The organism is Rhizobium favelukesii (assembly GCF_000577275.2).
Classification (GTDB): domain Bacteria; phylum Pseudomonadota; class Alphaproteobacteria; order Rhizobiales; family Rhizobiaceae; genus Rhizobium; species Rhizobium favelukesii.
Map to the genome: position 1 here is coordinate 556,261 of NZ_HG916855.1, position 23,174 is coordinate 579,434.

24 protein-coding genes and 8 pseudogenes are annotated in these 23,174 nt (G+C 57.9%); 12 read left to right on the forward strand and 20 right to left on the reverse strand.

Features of this window, described 5'->3' with window-relative positions; all coding sequences use genetic code 11:
* Nucleotides 1-108: 108 nt before the first annotated feature.
* Complete coding sequence (locus tag LPU83_RS66145) at nucleotides 109-414, reverse strand: hypothetical protein (RefSeq protein ID WP_024316012.1); 306 nt, start codon at nucleotides 412-414, stop codon at nucleotides 109-111.
* Nucleotides 415-521: 107 nt separating this feature from the next.
* On the opposite strand from LPU83_RS66145, the pseudogene LPU83_RS75985 reads away from it, so the two are divergent.
* Together LPU83_RS75985 and LPU83_RS66150 are read left to right on the forward strand one after the other, a co-directional pair.
* A pseudogene (locus LPU83_RS75985) lies at nucleotides 522-685 on the forward strand (RHE_PE00001 family protein); the annotation flags it as partial.
* A 71-nt stretch (nucleotides 686-756) separates the two neighbouring features.
* Entirely contained in the window at nucleotides 757-1,020 is a 264-nt protein-coding gene (locus tag LPU83_RS66150) for a hypothetical protein (RefSeq protein WP_024316013.1), read from the forward strand.
* Here LPU83_RS66150 and LPU83_RS66155 read toward each other — a convergent pair.
* On the reverse strand, nucleotides 1,013-1,603 hold the full coding sequence (locus LPU83_RS66155; RefSeq protein ID WP_210163835.1) for an IS30 family transposase: 591 nt from the start codon (nucleotides 1,601-1,603) through the stop codon (nucleotides 1,013-1,015). The two genes, LPU83_RS66150 and LPU83_RS66155, sit on opposite strands and share 8 nt — an antisense overlap.
* A gap of 352 nt (nucleotides 1,604-1,955) precedes the next feature.
* Here LPU83_RS66155 and LPU83_RS66160 point away from each other — a divergent pair, with 352 nt between their 5' ends.
* On the forward strand, nucleotides 1,956-3,845 hold the full coding sequence (locus LPU83_RS66160) for an adenylate/guanylate cyclase domain-containing protein (protein ID WP_024316015.1): 1,890 nt from the start codon (nucleotides 1,956-1,958) through the stop codon (nucleotides 3,843-3,845).
* A gap of 442 nt (nucleotides 3,846-4,287) precedes the next feature.
* On the opposite strand, the gene eco is transcribed toward LPU83_RS66160, so the two are convergent.
* The 3 genes and pseudogenes from eco to LPU83_RS74750 all read right to left on the reverse strand — a co-directional run.
* Complete coding sequence (eco, locus tag LPU83_RS66165) at nucleotides 4,288-4,788, reverse strand: serine protease inhibitor ecotin (protein WP_024316016.1); 501 nt, start codon at nucleotides 4,786-4,788, stop codon at nucleotides 4,288-4,290.
* Nucleotides 4,789-5,032: 244 nt separating this feature from the next.
* Nucleotides 5,033-5,824: an SDR family NAD(P)-dependent oxidoreductase gene (locus tag LPU83_RS66170; protein ID WP_024316017.1), complete on the reverse strand. Its 792-nt coding sequence runs from the start codon at nucleotides 5,822-5,824 to the stop codon at nucleotides 5,033-5,035.
* A 199-nt stretch (nucleotides 5,825-6,023) separates the two neighbouring features.
* A pseudogene (locus LPU83_RS74750) lies at nucleotides 6,024-6,142 on the reverse strand (aldo/keto reductase); the annotation flags it as partial.
* A 66-nt stretch (nucleotides 6,143-6,208) separates the two neighbouring features.
* Between LPU83_RS74750 and LPU83_RS66180 the strand changes: the two are divergent.
* Nucleotides 6,209-6,535, forward strand: a complete 327-nt coding sequence (locus LPU83_RS66180) for a hypothetical protein (RefSeq protein ID WP_024316018.1) — start codon at nucleotides 6,209-6,211, stop codon at nucleotides 6,533-6,535.
* 154 nt (nucleotides 6,536-6,689) lie between these two features.
* Here LPU83_RS66180 and LPU83_RS75990 read toward each other — a convergent pair.
* From LPU83_RS75990 to LPU83_RS66190, 3 genes and pseudogenes are all read right to left on the reverse strand, one after another.
* A pseudogene (locus LPU83_RS75990) lies at nucleotides 6,690-6,843 on the reverse strand (IS30 family transposase); the annotation flags it as partial.
* Between the two features lie 160 nt (nucleotides 6,844-7,003).
* On the reverse strand, nucleotides 7,004-8,773 hold the full coding sequence (locus LPU83_RS66185; RefSeq protein WP_024316019.1) for an adenylate/guanylate cyclase domain-containing protein: 1,770 nt from the start codon (nucleotides 8,771-8,773) through the stop codon (nucleotides 7,004-7,006).
* A gap of 648 nt (nucleotides 8,774-9,421) precedes the next feature.
* Nucleotides 9,422-9,571 carry a hypothetical protein gene (locus tag LPU83_RS66190; RefSeq protein WP_157997392.1) on the reverse strand — a complete coding sequence of 50 codons (150 nt, stop codon included), beginning with the start codon at nucleotides 9,569-9,571 and terminating at the stop codon, nucleotides 9,422-9,424.
* 373 nt (nucleotides 9,572-9,944) lie between these two features.
* Between LPU83_RS66190 and LPU83_RS66195 the strand changes: the two genes are divergently transcribed.
* On the forward strand, nucleotides 9,945-12,062 hold the full coding sequence (locus LPU83_RS66195) for a carboxy terminal-processing peptidase (RefSeq protein ID WP_024316021.1): 2,118 nt from the start codon (nucleotides 9,945-9,947) through the stop codon (nucleotides 12,060-12,062).
* A 258-nt stretch (nucleotides 12,063-12,320) separates the two neighbouring features.
* Here LPU83_RS66195 and LPU83_RS66200 read toward each other — a convergent pair whose 3' ends face one another.
* Nucleotides 12,321-12,467 carry an SDR family oxidoreductase gene (locus tag LPU83_RS66200; protein WP_210163836.1) on the reverse strand — a complete coding sequence of 49 codons (147 nt, stop codon included), beginning with the start codon at nucleotides 12,465-12,467 and terminating at the stop codon, nucleotides 12,321-12,323.
* Between the two features lie 684 nt (nucleotides 12,468-13,151).
* Between LPU83_RS66200 and vapB the strand changes: the two genes are divergently transcribed.
* Both vapB and vapC read left to right on the forward strand, forming a co-directional pair.
* Nucleotides 13,152-13,382, forward strand: a complete 231-nt coding sequence (gene vapB / locus LPU83_RS66205; RefSeq protein WP_024316022.1) for a type II toxin-antitoxin system VapB family antitoxin — start codon at nucleotides 13,152-13,154, stop codon at nucleotides 13,380-13,382.
* Entirely contained in the window at nucleotides 13,382-13,792 is a 411-nt protein-coding gene (vapC, locus tag LPU83_RS66210) for a type II toxin-antitoxin system tRNA(fMet)-specific endonuclease VapC (protein ID WP_024316023.1), read from the forward strand. The genes vapB and vapC overlap by 1 nt, the downstream gene beginning before the upstream one ends.
* 132 nt (nucleotides 13,793-13,924) lie before the next feature.
* On the opposite strand, the gene LPU83_RS66215 is transcribed toward vapC, so the two are convergent.
* The 3 genes from LPU83_RS66215 to LPU83_RS66225 all read right to left on the reverse strand — a co-directional run bounded on the left by LPU83_RS66215 (nucleotide 13,925) and on the right by LPU83_RS66225 (nucleotide 15,634).
* The gene (locus tag LPU83_RS66215) at nucleotides 13,925-14,548 is read right to left on the reverse strand and encodes a plasmid pRiA4b ORF-3 family protein (protein ID WP_024316024.1); all 624 of its coding nucleotides are present in this window, start codon (nucleotides 14,546-14,548) and stop codon (nucleotides 13,925-13,927) included.
* A gap of 232 nt (nucleotides 14,549-14,780) precedes the next feature.
* Nucleotides 14,781-15,326, reverse strand: a complete 546-nt coding sequence (locus tag LPU83_RS66220) for a GNAT family N-acetyltransferase (protein ID WP_024316025.1) — start codon at nucleotides 15,324-15,326, stop codon at nucleotides 14,781-14,783.
* Nucleotides 15,326-15,634, reverse strand: a complete 309-nt coding sequence (locus tag LPU83_RS66225) for a type II toxin-antitoxin system TacA family antitoxin (protein WP_024316026.1) — start codon at nucleotides 15,632-15,634, stop codon at nucleotides 15,326-15,328. The genes LPU83_RS66220 and LPU83_RS66225 overlap by 1 nt, the downstream gene beginning before the upstream one ends.
* A gap of 407 nt (nucleotides 15,635-16,041) precedes the next feature.
* Between LPU83_RS66225 and LPU83_RS74755 the strand changes: the two genes are divergently transcribed.
* On the forward strand, nucleotides 16,042-16,290 hold the full coding sequence (locus LPU83_RS74755; protein WP_024316027.1) for a hypothetical protein: 249 nt from the start codon (nucleotides 16,042-16,044) through the stop codon (nucleotides 16,288-16,290).
* A gap of 91 nt (nucleotides 16,291-16,381) precedes the next feature.
* On the opposite strand, the gene rsgA is transcribed toward LPU83_RS74755, so the two are convergent.
* The 3 genes and pseudogenes from rsgA to LPU83_RS66240 all read right to left on the reverse strand — a co-directional run.
* On the reverse strand, nucleotides 16,382-17,434 hold the full coding sequence (gene rsgA / locus LPU83_RS66235) for a ribosome small subunit-dependent GTPase A (RefSeq protein ID WP_024316028.1): 1,053 nt from the start codon (nucleotides 17,432-17,434) through the stop codon (nucleotides 16,382-16,384).
* A 35-nt stretch (nucleotides 17,435-17,469) separates the two neighbouring features.
* Nucleotides 17,470-17,646 (reverse strand): hypothetical protein, encoded by a 177-nt coding sequence (locus LPU83_RS73280; protein WP_167546229.1) that lies wholly within the window; start codon nucleotides 17,644-17,646, stop codon nucleotides 17,470-17,472.
* 424 nt (nucleotides 17,647-18,070) lie between these two features.
* Nucleotides 18,071-18,339 (reverse strand): annotated as a pseudogene (locus LPU83_RS66240) (IS110 family transposase); the annotation flags it as partial.
* A gap of 505 nt (nucleotides 18,340-18,844) precedes the next feature.
* Between LPU83_RS66240 and LPU83_RS66245 the strand changes: the two are divergent.
* The 4 genes from LPU83_RS66245 (at nucleotide 18,845) to LPU83_RS66260 (ending at nucleotide 20,176) form a co-directional block, all read left to right on the forward strand.
* On the forward strand, nucleotides 18,845-19,054 hold the full coding sequence (locus LPU83_RS66245) for a cold-shock protein (protein WP_003567907.1): 210 nt from the start codon (nucleotides 18,845-18,847) through the stop codon (nucleotides 19,052-19,054).
* A 126-nt stretch (nucleotides 19,055-19,180) separates the two neighbouring features.
* Complete coding sequence (locus tag LPU83_RS74760; RefSeq protein WP_024316030.1) at nucleotides 19,181-19,405, forward strand: hypothetical protein; 225 nt, start codon at nucleotides 19,181-19,183, stop codon at nucleotides 19,403-19,405.
* Between the two features lie 34 nt (nucleotides 19,406-19,439).
* On the forward strand, nucleotides 19,440-19,820 hold the full coding sequence (locus LPU83_RS66255; RefSeq protein ID WP_024316031.1) for a DUF6481 family protein: 381 nt from the start codon (nucleotides 19,440-19,442) through the stop codon (nucleotides 19,818-19,820).
* Between the two features lie 80 nt (nucleotides 19,821-19,900).
* A complete protein-coding gene (locus tag LPU83_RS66260; RefSeq protein ID WP_024316032.1) occupies nucleotides 19,901-20,176 on the forward strand; it encodes a hypothetical protein in 276 nt (91 codons plus the stop codon).
* 669 nt (nucleotides 20,177-20,845) lie between these two features.
* On the opposite strand, the pseudogene LPU83_RS66265 reads toward LPU83_RS66260, so the two are convergent.
* From LPU83_RS66265 to LPU83_RS66280, 5 genes and pseudogenes are all read right to left on the reverse strand, one after another.
* Nucleotides 20,846-21,020, reverse strand: a pseudogene (locus tag LPU83_RS66265) (chemotaxis protein CheD); the annotation flags it as partial.
* 57 nt (nucleotides 21,021-21,077) lie between these two features.
* Nucleotides 21,078-21,274 (reverse strand): annotated as a pseudogene (locus tag LPU83_RS74765) (IS6 family transposase); the annotation flags it as partial.
* A 71-nt stretch (nucleotides 21,275-21,345) separates the two neighbouring features.
* A pseudogene (locus LPU83_RS66270) lies at nucleotides 21,346-21,667 on the reverse strand (type II toxin-antitoxin system PemK/MazF family toxin).
* Nucleotides 21,661-21,915, reverse strand: coding sequence for an AbrB/MazE/SpoVT family DNA-binding domain-containing protein (locus LPU83_RS66275; RefSeq protein ID WP_024316035.1), 255 nt, complete (start codon nucleotides 21,913-21,915; stop codon nucleotides 21,661-21,663). The pseudogene LPU83_RS66270 and the gene LPU83_RS66275 overlap by 7 nt, the downstream one beginning before the upstream one ends.
* A gap of 573 nt (nucleotides 21,916-22,488) precedes the next feature.
* Nucleotides 22,489-23,121 (reverse strand): annotated as a pseudogene (locus LPU83_RS66280) (LLM class oxidoreductase); the annotation flags it as partial.
* Nucleotides 23,122-23,174: the final 53 nt, after the last annotated feature.

Here is a 23,174-nt window from a genome sequence, read left to right on the forward strand (position 1 = left end):
CAACTCGCTCAATTGCGCTTGTATTTTCATCGCGAATGATGGTTGCGGATAGCTCAACTGGATTTTGCCATTCGCAGCGGATCTCTTCGCACATGGCGGCGCGAGTTCTTAGATTCCTGACCCGTCGAGCTCTTGGGCGGCGTCGCCTTCCCAGGGTGAGGGCATCGAGGTGCGATTGAGATTGGCCGAGGGCATCGGCATCCAGCATTTCAATTCCGGCTCGGCGTATTCGATGATGCGGCCGGGCGAGGAATCAGAGGCGCGCCAGCCTTCGGCACCGAACTGATCGCCATGCGACCAATAGGCGAGGTCAACCTCTGCCTGCCCCTGCTCGGACGGGCGGATCGTGACGAGGATGCGACTGCCGTCTTTCGGCGCGCTTGCCATGTGGCGCCAGCGGTCTGGCTCGTCCATCTTTTTCCTCCTGCCTTGCTGTCGGTTGCAAGTGTCGCCTCGCCATCGAAAACGGTCAACTCAAACTTTGCACAACCCATCCTGTGTATTCCGCTGGAAACCGGTCGCTCGAGGAATGGCGTGCCGTGCGGCGGCAGGCGGAAAATCTACCACCGGTGGTGCAGCATGCGCCCTGGCTCGGCCGGTTGCATCGATCCTCCACCAGGCCGGCGTCATGTCCGCCACGCACCTAGCCGCCTTCAACCTCGGCCTGAAATCCATCCCCGTCGATCACTGCGCCAAATGGCATATCCACCACAACCCGGACAGAGCCACTCCGATTAACGGGGACGCGCCAATCGCGTGGAACAACTGCATCCGTTCTTCAACGGCGGTGACAAGGTCTCGTGGATTGATTTCGAGGCGGCAGCGCGGGGCAAGAGCTATTCGTTCCCCATTGATAGTTACCTCTGGCAGTTCATCGCTGCCGGCAAGGTTGTCAAGTTCCACTACGTTACGGATACCGCTCAGATGATCAGGATGGCCAAGGGGAATGACCATTGCTGTCGGCCGGTCGCCGGAAAAGGCGGGGCTTCTTCCGCAAAGCAGCGCGGTGGGTTCAGCTGATCGCTGCAACACACTCTGCAAACCTCTCTGCGGGCGTCTGATAAAGCAAGGTCTTTCTTGGACGTTCGTTGAGCTGCCTTGCGATAGCACTGAGCTTGGCTTGGCTATGGACGGACAGGTCGGTGCCGCGTGGGAGATATTGGCGCAGCAACCGATTGGTGTTTTCATTCGAACCGCGCTGCCAGAGTGATCGAGGATCGCAGAAGTAGATCTCAACGTCCGCGGCGATTGCCAGTCGCTGGTGGTCGGCCAGTTCCTTTCCCCGATCCCAGGTCAGTGATGGATAGAGTTCGGCCGGTAGTTTCTGCGACTGCCTGATCAAGGCAGAGACCACGCTTTCGGTATCCTTATTGGCGACCTTGATCAGCATCATATAGCGCGAGTGACGCTCAACCAGCGTTGCTATGTAGCTGTTCCTGGATCCACCGATAAGGTCACCTTCCCAATGACGGGAACGGCACGATCTTCGACAGACGGAGGTCTCTCGCTGATGGATATCGCATCCTTGATCTGGCCCAATCCACTCCGTTTGATGCTGGCGTGCCGGGAACGACGGATTGTTCTTCTGCCCTAAGGTGTTCAAGCAATTCCTTTTTCAGCACCCCGCGGGCCTGAATGTACAGGCTGCGATAGATCGTTTCGTGCGACACCTGTTTGAGTGGCTCCGCTGGATAAGGACGCTTGAGCCAGCCAGCAATCTGCTCTGGCGACCATTTCCGCTGTAGCTTGGCAGATACTGTGCGGACCAGGGAAACATAGCAAGCGACTTGCGATAGGCGCACCCGAACTCACATGGGCATTCCACACTGGAGGCTGCCTGCGGCGTTCAGTAGAACTGTTGGATGAAACGCGGGTTCCTCAGAAGCGCTGTTGAGGTCTGTCGTTTCATTTAAGTGCGATCAGTCCTATAATCCGGTGGGGGTGAGGCCGAACCAATGGACCGCAAGCTTTCCGCGATCCTCGCTGCAGATGTCGTGGGCTATTCCGCGCTGATGGAACGCGACGAGGCTGGCACATTCGAGCGCCTTCGTGCGGGACGCAAGGAACTGTTTGAGCCGGAGATTGCTCGCCATCGCGGCCAGATTTTCAAGCTTATGGGCGACGGGATGCTCGCCGAATTTGGCAGCGTGGTGGACGCCGTGGAATGCGCAGTCTCGCTGCAGCGCGGGCTGGTGGAACGGAATGCCGCCGTTCCCGAGGACCAGCGGATCCGGGTCAGGATCGGGATCAATCTCGGCGAGGTGATCGTTGAGGGCGAGGACCGGTATGGCGAGGGCGTCAATGTCGCGGCCAGGCTTCAGCAGCTGGCCGACCCGGGCGGCATCTGTGTTTCGGGAAAGGTCGCCAGGGAGGTTGAGAAGAAGCTGGCTTTCGGCTTCGAGCCGATGGGCGAGCAGAAGGTGAAGAATATCGCCGAACCGGTGCAGGCCTTCCGCGTCATCCTTGAGGGACAAGCCCCACGCCAACCAGCGCGGTCATTGCCTCCGCGCTGGGTTTGGGCAGCAGCAGCCGTGCCAGTCCTTATTCTGGTTTTGGCCGGGACGGTCTGGCAATTGTGGCCGACTGCGACAGTAAGTGGCAAACCGTCGGTAGCGGTGCTGCCGTTCGACAACTATGGCGGCGACGAGGCGACCGGACGCCTCGCCGACGGCCTCACCGAGGACATAATCACCGATTTGGCGGGCTTCCCTGAATTCCAGGTGATCGCCCGCAACTCGACAGAACAATACCGGGACAAACCAGCCAGGCCGAGTGAAGTGGGCAAGGCGCTTGGCGCAGGATTTGTGGTCGAGGGTTCCATCCAGCGTCAGTCTGACCGCGTAAGAATTACCGCGCAGCTCATCGACGCCAAAACGGGCAAACATCTTTGGTCGCAGCGCTGGGACCGGCCGGACGAGGACTTGTTCGCAATCCAGATCGAAATTTCCGAGCAGATTTCGAACCGCCTCGGCGGCGGCGCAGGCTTGGTCCAAGAGGCGGGCCGCATCACCGCCCACCGAAAGCCGCCCGAGAATCTCAATGCCTACGAACTTTATCTGCTCGGCAGCGAAAAACTCGAGCAAGTCAATCAGGCGGATGTCGAGGAGGCTGTTAGGCTGCTCACCCGCGCGGTCGAACTGGACCCCGGCCTTGCCCGCGCCTGGGTCGAACTTAGCCATTCCCATGGATTCTTGTCCAACCTCGGCGTCGAACCCGAAAAGAACCGGGCTCTCTCTACCGAGGCTGCCGAGCGCGCCGTCCAGCTCGATCCAAGTGATGCCGAGGCGCATGCTGTTTATGCCATCACTCTAGGTGACAGAGGCGAATTCGAGCACGCCAAGGCAGAGTTCGACACAGCGCTGCGCCTTGCTCCCGGCCAATTCGAAGTTCTGACTTTTTACATCGGTTGGGCCTCGACCTTCGGCGAGCCTGAGCGCGGCGCGCAACTGGTCGACAAGGCGGTCAGTCTCAACCCCGGTTTTCCGATGTGGAGCGCCAGGATTTTCACTTACGCCTACTTCATGGCGGGCCGGTATGAGAATGCGATTCGAATGCTCGACCGCGTGACGCCGGAAAGCTATGGAAGGGGGCAGTGGGTGATGCGTTCCGGCGCGCTCGCCGCTCTTGGTCGAAGCGAAGAGGCGAAGGCTTCATTAACGAACGCAACCAAACGGTTTCCCAATTTGACGGTCGAGGGATTTGTCAATCAGCCCGGATTCAATGACGCGGAGCGCCAGCGGTTGATCGAAACCATGCGGCTCGCCGGCTTCCCGGATTGCGCCAAGGCTGAAGAGCTCGCGAAGATCGAGAAGCCGCTGCGCCTGCCGGAGTGTGCTTCGCCGTAAAATGGCGGCCACGGATGACAAACGTCTCGAAGGGGTCCGAAACGCGACCTTCGTTTCACTGACCGCGAAAGCCCAGCTGGCTTCCCGTCGTGCGCCAAGCCCGAGGCGCTGGCGAAGCTCGCCAAACCTGTGCGACTGCCGGAATGCGAGGCAGAGAACAACGCCTCTCGGGCAGCGATAGAACGGTCCTTTGCAACGCGTTCGCGAGCAGCTGTAGTGGCCGCTTCGCGCCCCACAAGCGGACCCCAATTCGGCAATGCCACACGGACTCGTCGAGCGAGGGTAGGCCACTTTCGTCACAGCCCTGATCTGTCGGTCTCACAGTGGATTGAGGCACCGTAAAAACCCCCAATAGCGCGTGAACCGCAAGCGTGTGAGAAACCCATTTCCCGTGAATTTTTGCGTTCCTGGATCGCGCGTCTTGCCACCGAACGAAGTGTCGTTAGTCCGTCGGTCTCTCTGGGCCGGCTTTCCAAACCCGGTACCGGATTTCCACCTCGACAGGCGCAAACACCACGAGGGGAAGCCTGCTGTTGTATCGCAAGAGCGGCTCGTCTGAGCTACGCACGAGCGTTTTTTTCTTGGTGTTATCCGGGCAAGCCATTCTCGTACTCGCGACCACGCCAACCCCGGTAACGACGTAGTAGTCATATCCCCAGCCATCAACCGTACGCTTCTCCAAGCGGGAACTGAAGGTATGCCGATTGCAGTCCACCAACTCGGTTCGACCTACTATCACTCCAACCCGCCGCGCATCTTCGTCGGTACGCTTTGGCAGGAAGATAACGTGTCGTTGCTGGCCCGCGGGTGCCTCGGGAAATGCCTTCAACTCGTCCCGCGCCTTGGACTCCGCCGCAGCAACCCCACTGACCGCGAGCGAAAGGAAAACCAAGACTCGAATCGAGTATTCCGCAGCTTTACCCGCCCAAAATGAAGTTGCCATTTTTCACCCTTTTGTCCTCAATAGTGGCCGAGGTTGGGTTGCCGATACTGCTATCGCTTTGACTTGACGCCCGCCCAGCTTGCGTGCCCAGATCGCGTACCCGTAGATCATCCAGAACGGTCATGTTAGCGTCGGGTTGTATTTCAGCGTCTTGAGATGGAAAAGCAATGTTCGTTTGGGCCGGACTGCCGCTGCTGCCTGAGTAGTGGGGTCTGTGCCGCCATGTCAATGAGTGAGCCTGCGGCTAGAGAGTGTCGATAACCCCACCGTCAACGCGAACGGACGCGCCAGTGGTTGCGGAAGCGAACGGCGAGGCAAGATAGGTCACCAAGTTTGCGACTTCCTCGACACTGGCGGCACGTTGAATGATCGAGCTGCCGCGATGCTGCTTGACGAAGGCGGAAGCGATCTCCTCCAGCGGCAACCCGGTCTTGGCTTGCTCGTCGGCAAGCATCGCTTCCACGCCGTCGGAAAGCGTGGGGCCAGGGAGTACTGAGTTGACGGTGACGCCCGTGCCTGCCATGCGCTTGGCGAGACCGCGGGCAACCGCGATATCGGCAGTCTTGCTGACGCCGTAGTGGATCATCTCGACCGGAATGTTGAAACCGGATTCGGAGGCCAGGAATATCACGCGGCCCCAGTTTAACTTCTGCATGCCTGGGAGATAGGCACGGGAGAGCCTAACGGCGGACATGACGTTGACCTGCCAGTGCCGATCCCAGACCTCGTCGCCGGCGTCGAAAAAGTCGATCGGCTGGAAGATGCCCGCGTTGTTGATCAGGATGTCCACCTGAGGAATTTTGGCGACAAGTGCTGCGCACCCCTGCGCGGTTGAGAGGTCCGCGGCAGCAGACTTGACGCTGCTCCTTGCACCTTCGCCCTTGAGCCGTTCGGCGGCCTTTGCAGTCTTGTCCTCTGACCGGCCGTTGACCACGACATCCGCTCCAGCCCTTGAAAGCTGGCGGGCAATTGCGTAGCCGATGCCTTCCGTTGATCCGGTGACCAAGGCCCTCTTACCAGTGAGATCAATTTGCATTTTCTGCTCCTGTCGAGGTTGGATGACGAAACCTATAGTCAGTTTTGCGGTTCGCAACGTTCGACCGCCGAGAGGTTCAGCGATCTTCACACGACTTCCAGGCTCTACACCTGGTACAGTCACACGCTTCTAGTACTCGCTCTACGGATGGCGGCTTTGGGCCCGATAGGAGACACAAACTCCTCGATAGAGCGGATCGTTCATCGTCATCGACTTCGCTCAGCCAAGCGGTACGTTGCCGGCATAAAACGGGCCGCCGATCGCCCAGCCTCCCATACCGAGGCGGGGAATTTCGCGGCCGCCCCAGAGAGTCACCAGCGCTTCACGCCGCGCTCAATTCCTGACATATTTGCGAAGAGACCCAACCGTCATGGATATCGCGTCATGAACTTGCAAACACCTGGAAAAAGCAACACGCGCGCACCTACCGGGTCCGTTACGGGGCTTTGCTCTGCGTCCGCCACCATGTTTGCAGTGGGAATGGCGTTTCTGGGTTACTGGGGAGTGTATGAACAAGGGCGCTGGCATACAATCGATTATCTTGTGATGGTTGTCGCTATCATCGGATTTGCAGTACTTGGTTCCGTGCCTTGGATTGTGACCACACCTGTAGCGGAGGAGGATGCAGACAAAGTCGTCGACGCCAGGCGAGCGATGGCACTGGGGACGGCCCTAATCTGGATGGCCGTCTGTATTGCCGTATTTGCCTGAGTTGCCCTGCACGTGACCCCATACGACCGCAAAATGGATCCATTTGAAGCGATAGCCCAGACCGACGTCCAAAAAATACCTGACGTTAAAGCATTTCACCCTGACCCGCTGATGAGCCAAAATCCGTCAACGATATCGTCAAGCGGCGTGCGGCGATGCCCCCAGCGGGGGAGATCACGGAGAAGATCGATGAAGATCCCCGATCAAAAAGGCGTCCGATCGACTTCATAGACTCGCCAGCCTGCCATCGGTCCCAGATCTCCGATCGCTGAGAAGCAGAAAAAATACATGCGACGCCGTCGCTTCATGCACACTCCTCTTTGACAAAAGAATAGTGTGTTGCATTCATCCCGTGAGCCCATCGCCAATAACGGTCATTGCCGAGACGAAGTACACATCGCACGGGCAGTTGCGAACCCAATCGGGCCAAACTTCGAGGCGCCCTATTCGGTACATCCGGAGGGAGCTCTATTGCACCCGGTGTCGTTCGCTGGCAAGCGCGTCGTCCGCGCCCGCTTTGACAAGCCCGTCGCGAATGTGCTGCGTGTCGGATTCTCGAGCGTAGTGCAACGTGGCGAGGAAGGACTCGAGGCCGAAGTCGGGGGCGATCGCTCTGACCTTCTTCAAATGCGCAGAACCAGCAACGTCGTCGCCGAGCCAACCGTAGCAGGCGGCGACGAAGGCGTGCTGGACGTGATCCATCACCGAAAGGTGCATGAATGCCTCGATTGCTTCACCGTATTGCCGCGCGGCGAAATACGCCTTCCCGAGATGACTCCAGAATCGTTCCGGGTGATGGGGATTGAGCCGCATCGCCTTGCGAATCCACTCTACCCCTTCTTCCGGCCGACCAAGCCACGTCAAGAGCTCGCCCTGCTGGACCACCACCAGGTCGTAATTGGGATTGAGCGAAAGGGCACGCTCCTGGTGATAGCGGGCCGTCATCAGCTCGTTGTTGTTCACGTTCACGGCGGCGAGGATGCGATGTACGTCGGCATCGTTGTCGTCGAGCCCCAGCGCCCGTTCCAGCTCGGCAACGATCTCGGCCCAGACAGCATCCTTGTCCTCGCACCAGCCGAGCACCCACGCCTGCCCGAGGATGCAGGCCCGCCAGGCATGGGCATGCGCATATCCGGGGTCGAGTGCGAGCGCCCTGTCTATCAGGGCCTGGGCCTGCTTATTGTCAGCGACGGTGGCCCGGTGATGCAGCACCTTGGCTGTGAGAGCACATTCGTAGGCGGCCATGTTCGCCGGCTTCGTGCGGGCGAGGTGGTCTCGTTGGGCGGCCTCGAGACGCCCTGGCAGAGTGGCCGCTATCGCTGCCGTCACCTCGTCCTGAATGGCGAAAATGTCGTCCAGCCTTCGGTCGTATCTATCGGCCCAGACATGGGCATCGTTGGCCGCGTCGATGAGCTGGACCGTCACCCGCACCCTGTCGCCGATCTTCCGGACGCTGCCTTCCACCAGATACTGGGCCCCAAGCTTCTCGGCCACTTCGCGCGCGTTCACGGGCTGATTCTTGTAGACGAAACTGGAATTGCGCGAGATGACGAAGAGTTCGTGGCGGCGCGACAGCTCGGTGATGATGTCCTCGGTCAAGCCGTCCGCAAAAAACTCCTGCTCGGGATCGCCGCTCATGTTGTCGAACGGCAGTACGGCGATCGAGGGCTTGGAGACGGCTCGCTTCGCGTCCTTTTCCTCCGGCGAGGCCGGCAGGACGGAGCCCTCTAGCCCCAACCGATAAAGATGCACGGGACGGCTGATGTTCTTCAGCGTTTTCTCGCCCAGGTCCTCGATCGGGACATCGAGACGGTCAGCAATCTGTGTCGCCACCGCAGCCGTGACGCAGATGCCCCCCACATCGGCCAGTTGCTCGATCCGGGCGGCGATATTCACGCCATCGCCAAAGATGTCGTCGTCGTCGAAAATGATATCGCCGAGATTGATGCCAATCCTGAATTCGATCCGCCGATCCTGAGGCACATCCGAATTGCGCCGCCTCATGCGCTGCTGGATTTCTACGGCGCATTTCACCGCGTCGGTGACGCTCTGGAATTCCACCAGCATGCCGTCGCCCGTCGTCTTGATGATCCGGCCCCCGTTCTTTGCGATGGCGGGATCGATCAATTCGATTCGGTGCGTTTTGAGGCGGGCGATCGTGCCTGCTTCGTCGGCCTCCATCAGCCGACTATAGCCTGCCATATCGGACGCCAGGATTGCGGCGAGTCTTTGTTTCATTAAGTTGCCACCGGACTGGCAGATCAGCGGTCCGGAGCGATTCTAGCGCACCCCAATGCAATCGCCTATCTTTAAGTTGGCACCTTCTTTCGAAGGAAGCTGGGTGCCGCACGGGGAAAAGCGGCTTCATAGCCGGTAATGGCCGCTGTCGCTTCGCGCTTCGATTTTCGGAGCCTCGGATGGGTTATGACATTTTGCGATGGCAGGAGACCAATTCAGCGTGGCGATCGGAATACTAAGACATTAAGTTTATGGCTTATCCCGTTCGCACAGGTTTAACTACATTCTGCGTTTGTTCATGACGTGAGTTCCTTGCCCAGGTATAGGGGCGCCGCTTTCGATGTGGTCATCAAGGCCTACGATCCAAACTACCCCCAGCGGCTGCGCCGCATGCCGTCCGTCGTCGCCGCAAACGTGACGGAGGCGACCCCGATGCCATTTTTGAGCTTTTGAAGGATTTCGACCGACGTGGTTTCATCCTGCGCACGCTGCGCGAGGCTGGGCGTCCGATCTCAACTGCGCAATGTGCCCAAACTTTCGCCCGCGAGACTGGATTTGGCGAAGACGACGCCAGGCTCGGCCAGATCGGCAACGGCTTTTCCCAGACCCTCGACCAGCTTGCGCGGGCGACGTTGTCGTAACGCGAGGTTACCCAGAGGTTTTGCCCGCCGCGACAGCCGGCGTCGGGCGGGCAAGGACGAGAGAATACCGGCGATCGTCGAACGAGACGTTCGAGACCTCATCGAGGTCGACAAGCTTGAACAGATGCCGCAGTTGTCGCGAGCTTTCGCCAGCCATGCAAGTCAACTCACGAACGTCTCGAAGCTCGGCGGTCAACTCCGCCTCGATGACAAGACGGTTCGACAGAAGATGGCGGTTACGCAGCGGCCGTGTTTTGCTTTGTCTTCCTGTACTTTGTGACCTCAGGGGCGGCCCCTCAGCGTCGATGCGAAAATGGGCAAGGAGTGAACTCTGAGCAGCCCTTTGCCCGAGCCCGAGAGGCCCATGATCACGAAGATCTCGCCGGCGCGGATTCTTCCAGTCTGTCGTTTGAACGGATTTTTCGGCCGTAAGAATTCGCGGGGACGATGCACCTGGTTGCCAAAAAACCATAATTGCTCCACCTAGATCGCACATCGACGCTCGGCATTAAGAATTGGATCAACGCTGAATGCGCATACCATACGTTTTCCTTGGTGCACTTCTTGCAATCGTACAGTCCGCAAATGCTGAAGTCGCATCACCACCTGTTTTGGCGCCGCTAAAGCAACAGGCACAAGCCGCTCAGTTGAGTGCAAACTTTCTGGCGCGCTTTAGCTACAGGCCCGTTCCACTTGACGACGCCTTGTCGGCCAGGATCATGAACCGGTTCATCAAATCGCTCGATCCGGACCGCGTGCTCTTCCTGCAAGCGGACATCGACAGGTTCATGTCTCACCGCAGCGAGATCGACGATGCCATCGAACGGGAGGACTTGAGGATCCCGTTTGAGATCTTCAACCTATATGAACGGCGCGTTGTCGACCGCATGAATTACGCGCGCAACTTGCTTAAGCAGGACTTCGATTTCGGTGCGCAGGAAGATTATTCCGCGCTGCGCGATAAAGCGCCTTGGCCGCAGTCGGAATCCGAGAGCAATGAACTTTGGCGCAAGCGCGCCAAAAGCGACTGGCTGCGGTTGAAACTGGGCGGCAAAACCGACGCGGCTGTTCGCGAAACGCTCGACAAACGTTATGCAAGCGCTCTCGAGCGCGCTTATAAGTATAAAAGCGACGACGTTTTCCAGTCGTTCATGGACGCCTATACAGCGTCTATCGACCCGCACACGGACTATTTCGGCGCGACCGCTTCGGCCGACTTCGATATCTCGATGAAGCTTTCGCTGGTTGGTATCGGTGCGGTACTGCAGGAACGCGACGACTACACGACGGTCCGTGAGTTCGTGCCTGGCGGGCCGGCGCAGTTGTCCGGCAAGCTCTCGGTCGGAGATCGCGTTACCGGCGTTGGTCAAGGCAGGGATGGGGCGATAAAAGATGTGATGGGCACACGCCTTGATGAAGTCGTGCAAATGATACGAGGGAAAAAAGGCTCCGTCGTGCGCTTGGATATCCTGCCGGCAGATGCCGGAGCAGACGGCACCCATCGCGTTGTCAGCCTGGTGCGCGATAAAATCAACCTCGAAAAGCAGGCTGCCAGGAAGGCCGTGCTGTCCGTGAAAGTGGGCGAAGCCACGCGCAAAATCGGGGTGATTACTCTGCCGGCATTTTATGAGGATTTTGAAGCCCGGCGCAAAGGAGACAAGGACTACAGAAGCGCAAGCCGCGATGTCGCCAAGATTCTCGGCGAACTGAAGCAAGAAAAGGTCGACAGCGTTCTCATTGACGTGCGCAACAATGGCGGCGGTTCATTGAACGAGGCGATTGATTTGACCGGTCTGTTCATCGGCAATGGCCCGGTCGTTCAGCAACGCGGTAGCGACGGTAAGGTCGCGGTAAAAAGCGCTGATTTTCCCGCGCCTGTCTGGACAGGCCCGGTGGGTGTCCTGATCAATCGCGGGTCGGCGTCGGCTTCGGAGATTTTTGCCGCGGCTATCCAAGATTACGGTCGAGGCGTGATCGTCGGCGAACCCAGTTTCGGTAAGGGTACCGTTCAAACTGTTGTCAATCTTGACCAGATGGTTCGCAACAGCAAACCCGAATTCGGTGAGCTGAAAGTGACGATTGCCCAGTTTTTTCGCGTCAATGGCGGTACGACACAGCTGCGCGGCGTGACGCCTGATATCAGCTTGCCGGGATTTGCGGATCCGACGAGCTTTGGTGAGATGAGTTATGACAATGCCCTGCCGTGGACGCAGGTCGAGCCTGCGAACTATGCGCCCACCGGTAATATGATGACGTTGCTGCCGACTCTGCAAAGCCGCCATGATGCTCGGGTGCAGAGAGATCCGGACTTCCAACGCATTTTAGAGGACATTGCCGACCTGAAGGCGCAGCGCCAGAAAGGGGTTGTCTCCCTCAATGAAGCCGAACGTCGTAAAGAAGCGACTGCTCGAGAAGATCGACTCAAGTCTCGAGCGCAAGTAAGCGATGCCGAAGATCCTGGTGGAGATGATGGCCTGCAGGCAAACGAGCGCAGCCTGAGTGCTGATATTGCCATTGAAAATGCCCGCAAGAAGGCAAAAGACGTCTTGCTGGACGAGGCCGCCACCATTCTTGCCGATGAGGCGGTTTTGCAGGAAGGCGTGCTAAAGGCAGCCACAAAACAATCGGGAAACACAGACGGAAAATAGTCATGCCCGACCGGCGCTGTGGCTTACATCAGACTTGAAGAGCCCTTCTGGTGGGATGTTCGTTCAAAACGAGATTTCAACCAACGCTGAACCCGGCAAAAAGTCTTCGGTTCGATTCCCATCAAGAGCTGGATGACTCCTTTGGAGCCCGAGGCGGCCGTCGGCGTCGAAAGAAAGATCCTGAGCTTCTTTTGAAGCTCAGGATCTTGCACAGGTGGTCTGATCCGGATTGTGTTTCGGGCGCTTTGGCCTCGACGCTCAGATTCCGAGACCAGCGGCTATATTCACGGTCTCTCCGTTGATGTAGCCCGCATGTGGTCCGGCAAGGAAGCAGATGGTTTCCGCCACTTCTTCGAGGGTTGCAATGCGACGGATCGGATGCATGTTCACGGTCCGGAAGCTCACCGGCAACGTCCGCGGCCATTAGGTCCGAAAACTCCCGAATTCCGTCAATGCAGGAGGATATCGTGATGATTGCAGTGTAGTGACCACGGCTTATCGTCGTCTCGAACTGCGCAAGGCTAGTGACGGTTGCGGCCGCAAGACCCTCTGCGGTTAAAGCGGTTTCGAGCAAATTGATGGTCTGTGTATCCGGCAGGTAGATACAAATTCGCCGCAGCGACGACAAGCCAACGAGGTTAACATCGAGAGGCTCCTTCATTTCCGCAATCATAAGATCGGAAAATTAGGAGTGGCATTCGATTTTGTTTTGTTTTGTTTCGGTGTTCTACGACGCCTTCGGACGGGCTGACCGATTAGTCGCAGTGGCAGGTCAGATACCTCTGCACACGTGTCGAGCTTGTGAGCGACAAATATATGGGACATCGGATCCCGCGTATTCGTTAGACCCGGTCTGGCCCGTTTTTCAAAGCGTATCCGGGGTATGGAGGCGCTTGTTCAGCAATATGTAGCAAGTCACAGGAATGAAAGTCCCCCAGAGTCGGCGGTTCGTATCCCATCAAGAGCAGGCATTCTGTCAGGTTGAGCCCGCCACGAGGCGCGCAGGCAGAGTGCGATGTATATCCCATTGACATATCCCGTCTGCCGCGATAGGAGAATGTCATTCACACGTAGCTTGGAGGGACTAAGATGGAGCAAGGAGCCGTGTTTCAGAGCAATCGTAGCCAAGCCGTTCGACTACCGAAGGCCGTCGCGCTTCCCGAGGATGTAAAGCGGGTTGATATCGTTGCAGTCGGGCGCACGAGGATTATAGCACCCGCGGGTGAAGTCTGGGACAGCTGGTTCGATGGTGAAGGTGCGACGTCCGACTTCATGAACGAACGCGATCAGCCGACCTTGCAGGAGCGCGAGGCGTTCTAGTGCTAAAGTACATGCTCGACACGAACATCTGCATTTTCACCGTGAAGAGTCGTCCGCCGCAGGTCCGCGAAGCATTCAACCGCCACCATGGTCAACTGTGCATCAGCTCAGTCACCTTGATGGAGCTGGTCTACGGTGCGGAAAAGTCGGCCAATCCAGAACGAAACCTCTCCGTAGTCGAGGGCTTTGCCGCACGGCTTGAGGTGCTTGCCTACGATCAAATGGCAGCGAGCCATACGGGCCAATTGCGTGCCGAGCTCGCGCGCGGCGGAACTCCGATCGGACCATACGACCAGCTGATTGCCGGTCACGCCCGCTCGAGGGGGCTGATATTGGTCACAAACAACCGACGTGAGTTCGATCGAGTACCTGGCCTACGCGTCGAAGACTGGACAGTTTCGGCGCCTTGAATTGGCCGCCACACTCAGTTGCGCACGCGACAAGCAATGGCCAGCTCCATAAATTGTCGCTATCGAGTGGCCTGAATAACGTGGTCATAGCTTCACATCTCATCAAGGCGTTCACCTTAAATCCTAGCGAACTCATTTCTTCGGAACGGCTTTCGGCTTCGGTTGATACAATCGCCGTTTGACGTTCGATCGCAGAGCATTGTGAAGATCCTTGTCTGCAGTAGAAAGGTCAAACCATTCCCCCTCAAAGTAGCCACCGCACCACCGAATGGTTTCGGCATATTCGGGATCTTCCTGGTTGGCGATGATCTCCAGAAACCGCTCATAACCCGACACGCCGCCGACATCCTCGGGCGGTCGGGCTCTCTCGCCAGCGACGCAGGTCCCGTGTTTGGGCGAAGCAGTGAGCGTTAAGAACTCCTCGACCGTGACGGTGTGCCGCCAGCCATCCCCGAAATCATAGTGGTAGCTGAAGACAGCACCTTGCTCGAAGTCCAGCAAGCGAACCTCTCTCTGATCGAAGACCCGAGGATCGTCGTCGGTCGCATCCTCCGTCAGGATCTCGACGTCCCCATACCGCAGGCCACCGATCCGGAACTCATAGAGATGATAGTTCCACCAGTTGAATGCGGCCTGAATTCCGAGATGCAGATGCTCCAGATTCCATTGGACCGGCAGGACCAGACGGCGCCAGACGTCCGGCTTGATCTCATCGATGGAAACTCTGATCTGTACAGCGTTTGCGGCTTTGAACATTGTCCGAATGAACTGGGTTGGTGGAAGATCGTCAAGGCGGTCGCTCGCGCAACATGCCAGGATATTTTGCGGCGTCGTGTGTTCGTCTCACATCAAGAGCTTCGTCCAGCAATATCAAACGAACTTGGGGGCACCCGAATACGGTGGCTGATGGCCAACCTCTGACAACCCGGCAGTTCTCCCAAGCTGTCCTATACCGCGACTGAGATTCAAGCTCGGATGGCAAGCGACCTCAACCGACGAGATCCTTGATCGTTGCAATAGGCAGGAACATTCGCATCGGCATAGAGGGAAAGGGCTGAAACCCGTATCCGATGTAGAGCTCCTTGCGCTGCTGCGTTTTTCCGGGGTCTCCGCAATCGGGTACATCCAGGACGCCGACGGCCGTGCCGATCTGCTCCGCAATCCGGGCTATCCGTTGGAGGCAATCGGCAAGAAGAATGCCGCCGTATCCACCGCCTCTAAATCGCTCGTCGTGACCGATCATGGAGATGTACGCGGCAGGGATCGCGCCGTGCTCCGGACGATTGCGGGCGAATTTTTCCGGTAGTTCGTCGTAATTGATCGAATGAGCGTTGATCGCGTAGAAGCCGATGATCGACTTCTCGTCCTCCGCCGTCAGCACCCAAACACGAAGATTATCTGCCTTCGTGAGCTTGTTGGCCGTCTTCTTGATAAAGTTATCGACTTGTCTAACGCCACACGAAAAAGCCGCCCGATCGTGTTTGGAAGGATCGAGCGGCTCGATGAGGAGTTTTGGCTTTACGTCTTCTGCCATTACTTGGAAACGACAGTCTCGCGATGACGCCTGAAAGCGTCCTTCAGGCTGTTCGTCGGCGCAGGCGGATTGTCGAGAGCCTTGAAAAATGCCGTGTGATCAACAGCATTAAGACCGGTCGCTTCGTGGGCCGCGATTGTTTCGATTGCAGACTTGTAGGCTGCATTGATCGTAAAGGCGGAATCGTCCATGCCAGAAAGCGCAGCCGCCCGGTGAATGGCATCCTTGATACGAGGCTTCGTACGGAAATTCATCCGCGCGTTGCTCGGCTCATCGATATCGAGAGTGATGTCTTTGAAAGCAAGCATAGTCGCCTCCTGCACTAGAAATTAGACAGCTTTGTACGCCTCATCGACGTACACGTCAAGTTTAATCGTATGCGTACGTCGGTGCGACGTACACGGTGGGAACCATGAGGTGCGGCGAGAAGACCTTGCAGCGCGAATGGAGGTCCGCCCTTGGTGCATTTGAAACATCAACCTTTTGCTAACACGCGTGGGTCGACGGTTCGATCCCCATCAAGAGCACCAGACGGGTGGGGCCATGCGTACCGATTGCTGCGAGTCTTTCTCGCAACACCTGAGCGGGAACCGTAATCTTCGACGGATTTGGCTGGATTAGAGCTTTTCAGTTACGGTATCGTAGGACTGCAAAGCGATTTGCACGAGCGGGACCGCTAGGAAAGCAGGTCCGCATCTCCTGAAGCAGGACCTTGATGAACGCGGATATGATAGCCGCCTGGGCGGTGGAGAACGGATTTCATGCGATCGATTCGCGGAATTATCGTCGCCATGACAATACAGGCGTGATCACCATCGAGATAAAGAGGATGTCATTCCTCCTCATCGATGAGAGGCAAGGATTGCGACCGCGCCTCGTATCGCGGTTGTTCAAAGACATATCCCTCACAAGCGGGAGCGGCCGCTTGCAGGGTCTTCTTCTTGACCGCAATCCCAATCATTGAGTTCTGACGCGGTGACCGCAGCCCAGCCAGTTCACCAAGGCGGCGGATCGTGGCTAACGCCGATGAGCACCGTCGCAAGCGCTCAAAACTTTCAATATTTCTTCTTGCGAACGATCTTGTTGCCACGTGGTCCACTCACGACCGGTGTTCGGTCGCGGTTTTCTGCGAGCAGGTTCCGCCAGCGTTCCACGCGATCGGCAACCAGGGCACCGCTTGCGACAGCTGCCTGGACGGCGCAGCCCGGTTCATGGGCGTGGGTGCAATCGCGAAAGCGGCATAGCGGCGCCAGTTCGATTATTTCAGCAAAGAGGGTGTCTATGCCGTCGACAACATCACTCACGTAAAGCGTTCTTATTCCCGGTGTATCGATGACCCAGCCGCCGCCTGAAATTGCATGCAGCGATCGCGCCGTGGTTGTGTGTCGGCCTTGCGCGTCGTATTGGCGGATGGTGCCTGTTTTTTGCTTTGTGTCAGATTCAGGCCCGGTCATTGTGTTCACAAGCGTCGATTTTCCGACACCGGAGGATCCCACCAGCGCAACCGTCTGGCCGATGCCGCACCAGGGCCTCAACAGGGACACGGCGTCCGCGGAACGCCCATTCAAGGCAATGACAGGCAGGTCCCGTTGCAAAGCCTCAGCTTGCCCCTGGAACAGGCCAGCATCTTCGGCGGTGTCAGCCTTCGTCAGCACAATTACGGGATTGCTTCCGGCCTGGTTGGCCATGATCAGGTAACGTTCCAGCCGAGCAAGATTAAAATCGGCGTTGCACGAGGTCACGATCAACAGGGTGTCGACGTTGGCGGCAACAAGTTGCTGGCCACGCCCCCCTTCCGTGCGTCGTTGAAAGACGCTTTTTCGGTCGAGACGGCTCATAAGCATGTCGGTCAGCGGATCCGCAAGAACCCAGTCGCCCACCGCGAAGTCAGCAGTATTGGGATTGGCTGGAAGTTCCAGTCCGACCGGCCCGGTAACATCGATCGCCTCGATGCGTGCCCGGTGAACTGAAGCGACGCGTCTGGGGATCAGGTCCGCTTCGCCGGGTTGGACCTGGTCCGCGAAGAATTCAGACCACCCAAGCAGTTCCAGCGGTGAAAAAAGGGGGGAGCTGGTCAAATCTTGATCCGCATCCGGTAAGGTTGCCATAACGGGTTTCTCAATGATTTTTCGCGGCTTCTCGCCTAGCGGCGTGAAGGATCCCGCTTTGGCAATGAGGTGGCGTAAGCAGCAGCCTCGCCGGGATAGGAGAAATTATCCCCGCGCTGACGGTCACCATCGTAGACTTTGAAGGTAGGCCCATCAACTTCAACGATCTTATAACCATTCACGTATTCGATCTTCGGTGTTTTCCAGCCCATCAAAAGCTCTCCAGTCCGGTCCGAGGTTTCTCTCTGAAGATGATGCTCGACAGCTCATACTCAGCAGGCTGTGATCTATCACTTGCTTACGCAAAATGCGATTAGCCAACGCCGGTTCGATCCCGTTCACATCAGGATTTTTGTCAATGGTTCATTCACGTGGTATCGAATTGCTCCTTCGTAAGTGGATCCACGGTCTGAGCCCATAGCATTTACCGGCCCGTCCCGGGCCTGTACAATCTCACATCCGGTCGCCGCTTGTTACGGCTGCACCACTAACCCGCTTTCGACGGGAACGGGTTCAAGAGAACGGGACCAAACTCAAGATCGGCAGCTAAAGGCAAAAGGATTCCCAGTCCGTTCACCTGGATCCGTCAGGACTGATCAGGCCCTTTAGAAACTGTGTTTCTCAGCGGTTGTTGGCTCAGGCGACTCTCATGATTGCGCCTTCGATCACGACGCCGGAGTTCACATACTTCCAGAGTGCGACGAGCAGCTTGCGGGCCAGCGCCACGATCATCGGTCTTTTGGACGGCCGGCGTTGCGTGCGCCGCGCTCTTTGAACCATTACGTTAACGTCGATTTCGGTTGATGCCGCGCAACCATCGCCAGGCGAGTTCGACCATGTCGCTCGCAGTCCGGATTGCCCGCCCTCGAGACACCTGGCTCGCGATTGATGTTGCCGCTTTGCCAAGCGATTACTCACACGCTCTTTCGGAGCGCTGCCCTCTCAATGTCTTGCTCGATCTCGCGCAGGTTGTCTCAACGCTTCTTACGCTGCCTGCCGGCATCCATGCCACGGCGATTGCTCCGGGACGACTGGCGGACGTATTCGCGAGGGCGGGTCGGCTGCCGTTCGGAGCTGCGGTGGGCGTCACCGCCGACACCTTTGCAGATGGTCTGGCACCATCGGACACGAGCCGGCGCATTCCCGGCTACGGTCGAAGCTCCAAGACGCAGCCCAGACGATGGAGATGGTCACGCGGTCGAAGACGGCGAACCTGCGCAGCCAAAACTATCGGTTGACTTCCTCGCCCATGTCGCTATTGATGGTTTATCGATCTTTTGCTTGCCGAGCTTTGTCTACCGCGCGATTGGCACCGCGCTCTAAACGAACTTCCTTTCAAAATAGTCGTTACCACCGTCCGCAAAGCGTCGCTTCCGCGGTTCTTCACTCTATGCTTTGAAAGGGTTCATCATGACCACTGGCACAGTAAAATGGTTCAATTCCACCAAAGGCTTCGGCTTTATCCAGCCTGATAACGGCGGCGCAGACGCTTTCGTGCATATCTCGGCTGTCGAACGCGCTGGTATGCGCGAAATCGTCGAAGGCCAGAAGATCGGCTACGACCTTGAGCGCGACATGAAGTCGGGCAAAATGTCGGCCTGCAATCTGCAGTCCGCTTAATTGATATCTGCTTCCCTTTGACCACGGATGTACTGGCACTGCCGGAAGCGCATATTCAATCGAGGCCAGGCATCTTGCCTGGCTTTTTTCGTTCCGGGTCACCGGTCGAAGCCGTCAGGAGTTTCAATGACTGAAACATATAGTAGATCCCGCCAACAGGCTGAAATCGCATTCGGCAACGTCCAGATGCAGTTCTTTGCGAAGAATAACGCAGTTGAAGAGCTCGAATCTGAGGCCGAGCGCCGAGATGCCAAGACGGCCAGGCTGCGAGAGGCTCGTCTGGCGAAGGAACTGGCCGACCGAACCTCAGCAACTTCTGCCCTCCTCGCCAAACGGGCCAAAACGCGCTGATCACTGCGCCAACACCGATTATCAGGATAAAGATTTGAAGAACGCTAGAAACAATCAGCTCTCTGACCGACGAGCCGCATCCGCAGACGCCAAGACTTCTCTGCTCAACGCCTACCGTGCAGCAAAAACCGGGGCGGAACCTGCTAGAATGGCAAGGCAGGCAGAACGCACGGCTATTGTCTCGGCTCGCGAGGAACGACGCGTTGAACGCGAGCGCCTGAAGCACGGGGAGCGCGTGCGCGTTGAGACCCAGGCGGCAGAGCAGCGAGCAGCCGCGGAGGCCGAAGCGCTGGCCGAAACTGAAGCCCGCGAGGGCGCCGAAAAGGCCCGTATAGCGCGCGTGATCGAAGATGAGGCGGCGCGAAAGGCCGAGCGCGACCGGCGCTACGCCAACCGCAAGGCGCGACAAGCTTAGCCTCCGGCATCGGTTGTCGGCACCCCGATTCCGCAGCGTGACAACGTCATGCTGAGGTTCGCTTACACCTAGGAGCCTCCATGGCACCGGATACGAACGAACTCCAGTCGATCAACACGTCCTGGCAAATCGCGATCCAGGAAATCCTGCGCATGGTCATCCGTGACATGTACCATGCCGGCGGCGAGGCTACCTTCAAGGCGCATATCAAACGCATCGAAGAAGCAGCCGTCGATAGCATCTATACGGACCTGAGGCTCCGGGGCACGGATGAATGGACGGAAGTGCTCGTCAAGGAAAGGGCGAGCAATTTCGTGACCACGCTGCTGACGTCATTCACCTACGACCGAGCTTGACCCTGCTGTCGAGCGGGACTGAACAACCTCACTCAGTTCTCAGCGCCCTCGCGTCTGATGGACCACGGAAACGGGTTCAACGGCGTGAGATCAACAGGTGGATTGTCGCTCTTTGACGCGTCTTCGATAGGCAGACGGCGGTGCAGAACATCGCGAAGAGCCTGTCCTGGGGGTGATCGCCGGCGATCTTAAGAAAACTGGCGATTGCCCACCTCGCTCCGTTCCTCCAGGTTCGGGGTTGGCGCGGTGCATGACGATGTGTTCCCCGGTAGCCTCATCCTGCTCGAGAAATCATCTGCCGCCTGCGCGGCGACAATCAAGGTGAGATTCGTCTTATCCTGATCGCCGCGCCATATGCCGCCATTCGCGCTTGCGAAAACCTGTGTCTGAATCCCGGGCATTTTTCTACTCCTCGCGTGTCGCAGCGCGGAGAGCGCGCATGTCGGCCTCCAAGCTGACCTCTGCCGTGGACGTCATCGGGCGCCATTGATTGCCAGCCAAAGCGCCTCGCCGCTTTTCTCCCGAAAATGTGCGGGCCGCGGACGTAGGTGATCATGCTGGTGATCGTCGCCGGAGTTTTCACTATTACCAGCAAGTCGCTCTGCCTTGTACGTTAGCACCTGCTGCGTCGAAACCGGAAGGAGCCGCCCGCCGCGTCTCCCCGGCCGATTAAAAGAACTCGGTGCTGTTTGCAGCCGGTCTCAGGCCGGGACAGGGACGCTGCTCCAAAGTAACCGGTCGTCGAGTCTCGTCACGGGTCATATTGACGGGCGCGGCCAGACACGGGCCAGTACTCAAGTTTACGACCATGGTCGCCACCGATGCTTGCGCCAATGATGGGTATTTGCGGTAGCGTCGCCTTAACTTGGGTCGGACACAGGATGGCCACGATGGGGCCGGTTTATGCTGCGGTCGACAGGGTGATTTCGCGCCACGTGTTCATGGCGGCGTTTCGCAGTTTGCGATGTTCAGTAGTGCTCTTCGGGCTGCGAAGAAGATGGAAAAGGTTGGCGATCGGGCCATGGATGGAGACGAAGCGCTGGCATTGTCGTGCCGACTTGAACGCATCCTGCCTCGCTCTCGTCGTCGATTGGGTATTCCCTCGCGCGGGGGGCGTCGATTGAAATCGACGATTGTCGATCAATTCCGGCGTGTAGGTCCCATTGTCTTCATTCCTCAGAGAGCTCCCGTAGAACCCTTAGCGCATCCTTCAAAACGGCATCAGGCACCTGCCGGAGATGCTTCACCAGGCGGCGCTTCTCAAGGGCGCGCGTCTGCTCTAGCAGGATGAGGCCGGCCACCCCCTGAAACGACACAGAGACTCTGAAACCGGCCGGACGGCTTCCTGATGTCATCGGCGCGGCGATGACGGTACGCAGATGATCATGGATCTCAGGGGGCGAAACGATCAGGCAGGGCCTGGTCTTCTGGATCTCACATGCCAACCGTTGGATCAAGCGCGGCAAGCCACACATCACCGCGCTTTACCATGCGATCGTCTCGTCCTCGTCATTGCCGAACTCGGGCCAGACCAGACCATCGTCGCGCTCAGCAGCAAGACGCTGCGCGTCCGCGGCCCAGCCTTTCCGCATAGGTCGTGCCACGCGCTCGATCACGATCCTGCCGTTTTCGACGCGCAGATCGACATCGTCGCCGGCTTGCGCGCCTAGCTCGGAAAGCAAAGGCTTGGGAATTATCACGCCGGCAGAATTGCCGAACTTCTTGACTGCGCTCAACATCAGCGACTCCTTCAGGATGATCAACCTATAAGTATCGGCAGAAGCGTTACAACAATGTTAGTACAATCTGAGGGCGCTCATCTCACGCAAATAGCGCTTTGAAGAAGCAACATCAGGGGCCGTCCACGTTATAAGGTGGATTTGCCCAATGCCATCGAGCTACTTGGACCAGAGATCGCAACAACAAAATGGCATAAACAGGCGTTATGCCGTGAATTTGGGTTTATCAGGCACTTAGCTTATCTGAGTTAAGGCGCCGCCGGTTCAGATCGCCTTCAAGGCGAGCATATCTCCCGGTTGCGGAAGGATGGTCACGCAAGTGCGCGGAAACCGGTCAGGGTTCCGGACGCTTAGCAAGCCAGCGAAATAGAGCGTGGTCTGGATGAAGAGAACAAAAGTTGTCGTTATCGCGCGCTTTCTGACAGTCCGAGCAATCAGAGAGAAACAAAAGATTTCAGCAACGGCAATCCCAAACGCCTGACAATCGGCCCTATCGCGCTGAGATCGCCTTCCCGGCCCTGTCCATGCTTGAAAAACGGGCGCATCGACGAGGGCGTTTTGTTGCTGAAGCATTCACGAGCGATGATGGGTCGGCCGGTTCGCCGCACCCGACCATGCCAAGGCTACATCTAGCATAGCAGGACGTATCAGGCCAAGATGGTCACGCAAGGTTGAGTCGCTGTATTCAGTGCGGAATAGGCCGCGTTCCTGCAGGACCGGTACGACCAAATGCGTGAAGTCTTCGAGGCCGTCCGGGAAGAACGGCGGCATGACGTTGAAACCGTCGGCGGCACGTCCCTCGAACCATTGCTCCATTCGATCGGCAATCTCAACCGGCGTGCCGAGCATGATGTGATGGCCGCGGCCGGCCGCAACACGCAATGCCAGCTGGCGGATGGTCAGGTTCTCGCGCCGCGCGAGCGCTGTCAGAAGGTCGGCGCGGCTACGCAACTGGTCGGAAATCGGCAGGTGCGGGAGCGGGCCATCTAGGTCGTAGTCGGCAAGGGGATGACCGATCCGTTCTTCCAGCAGCGGCATGGCGCTCTTCAGTTCCGTCCACTGGTCGAGTTCGGCCAGCTTGTCCGCAGCTTCCTTGACCGTGCGCCCGATCACCGGCAGGAAACCTGGCATCACCGCGACGTCGTCAGCCCGCCGACCAGCACGTACGACGCGTTCCTTCAGGCTCTTATAAAAGGCCCGCGCCTCCCACCCTGCAGGAACAGGCCCAGGTGGATTTGTCTTTTAGTGCTCATGGCAAG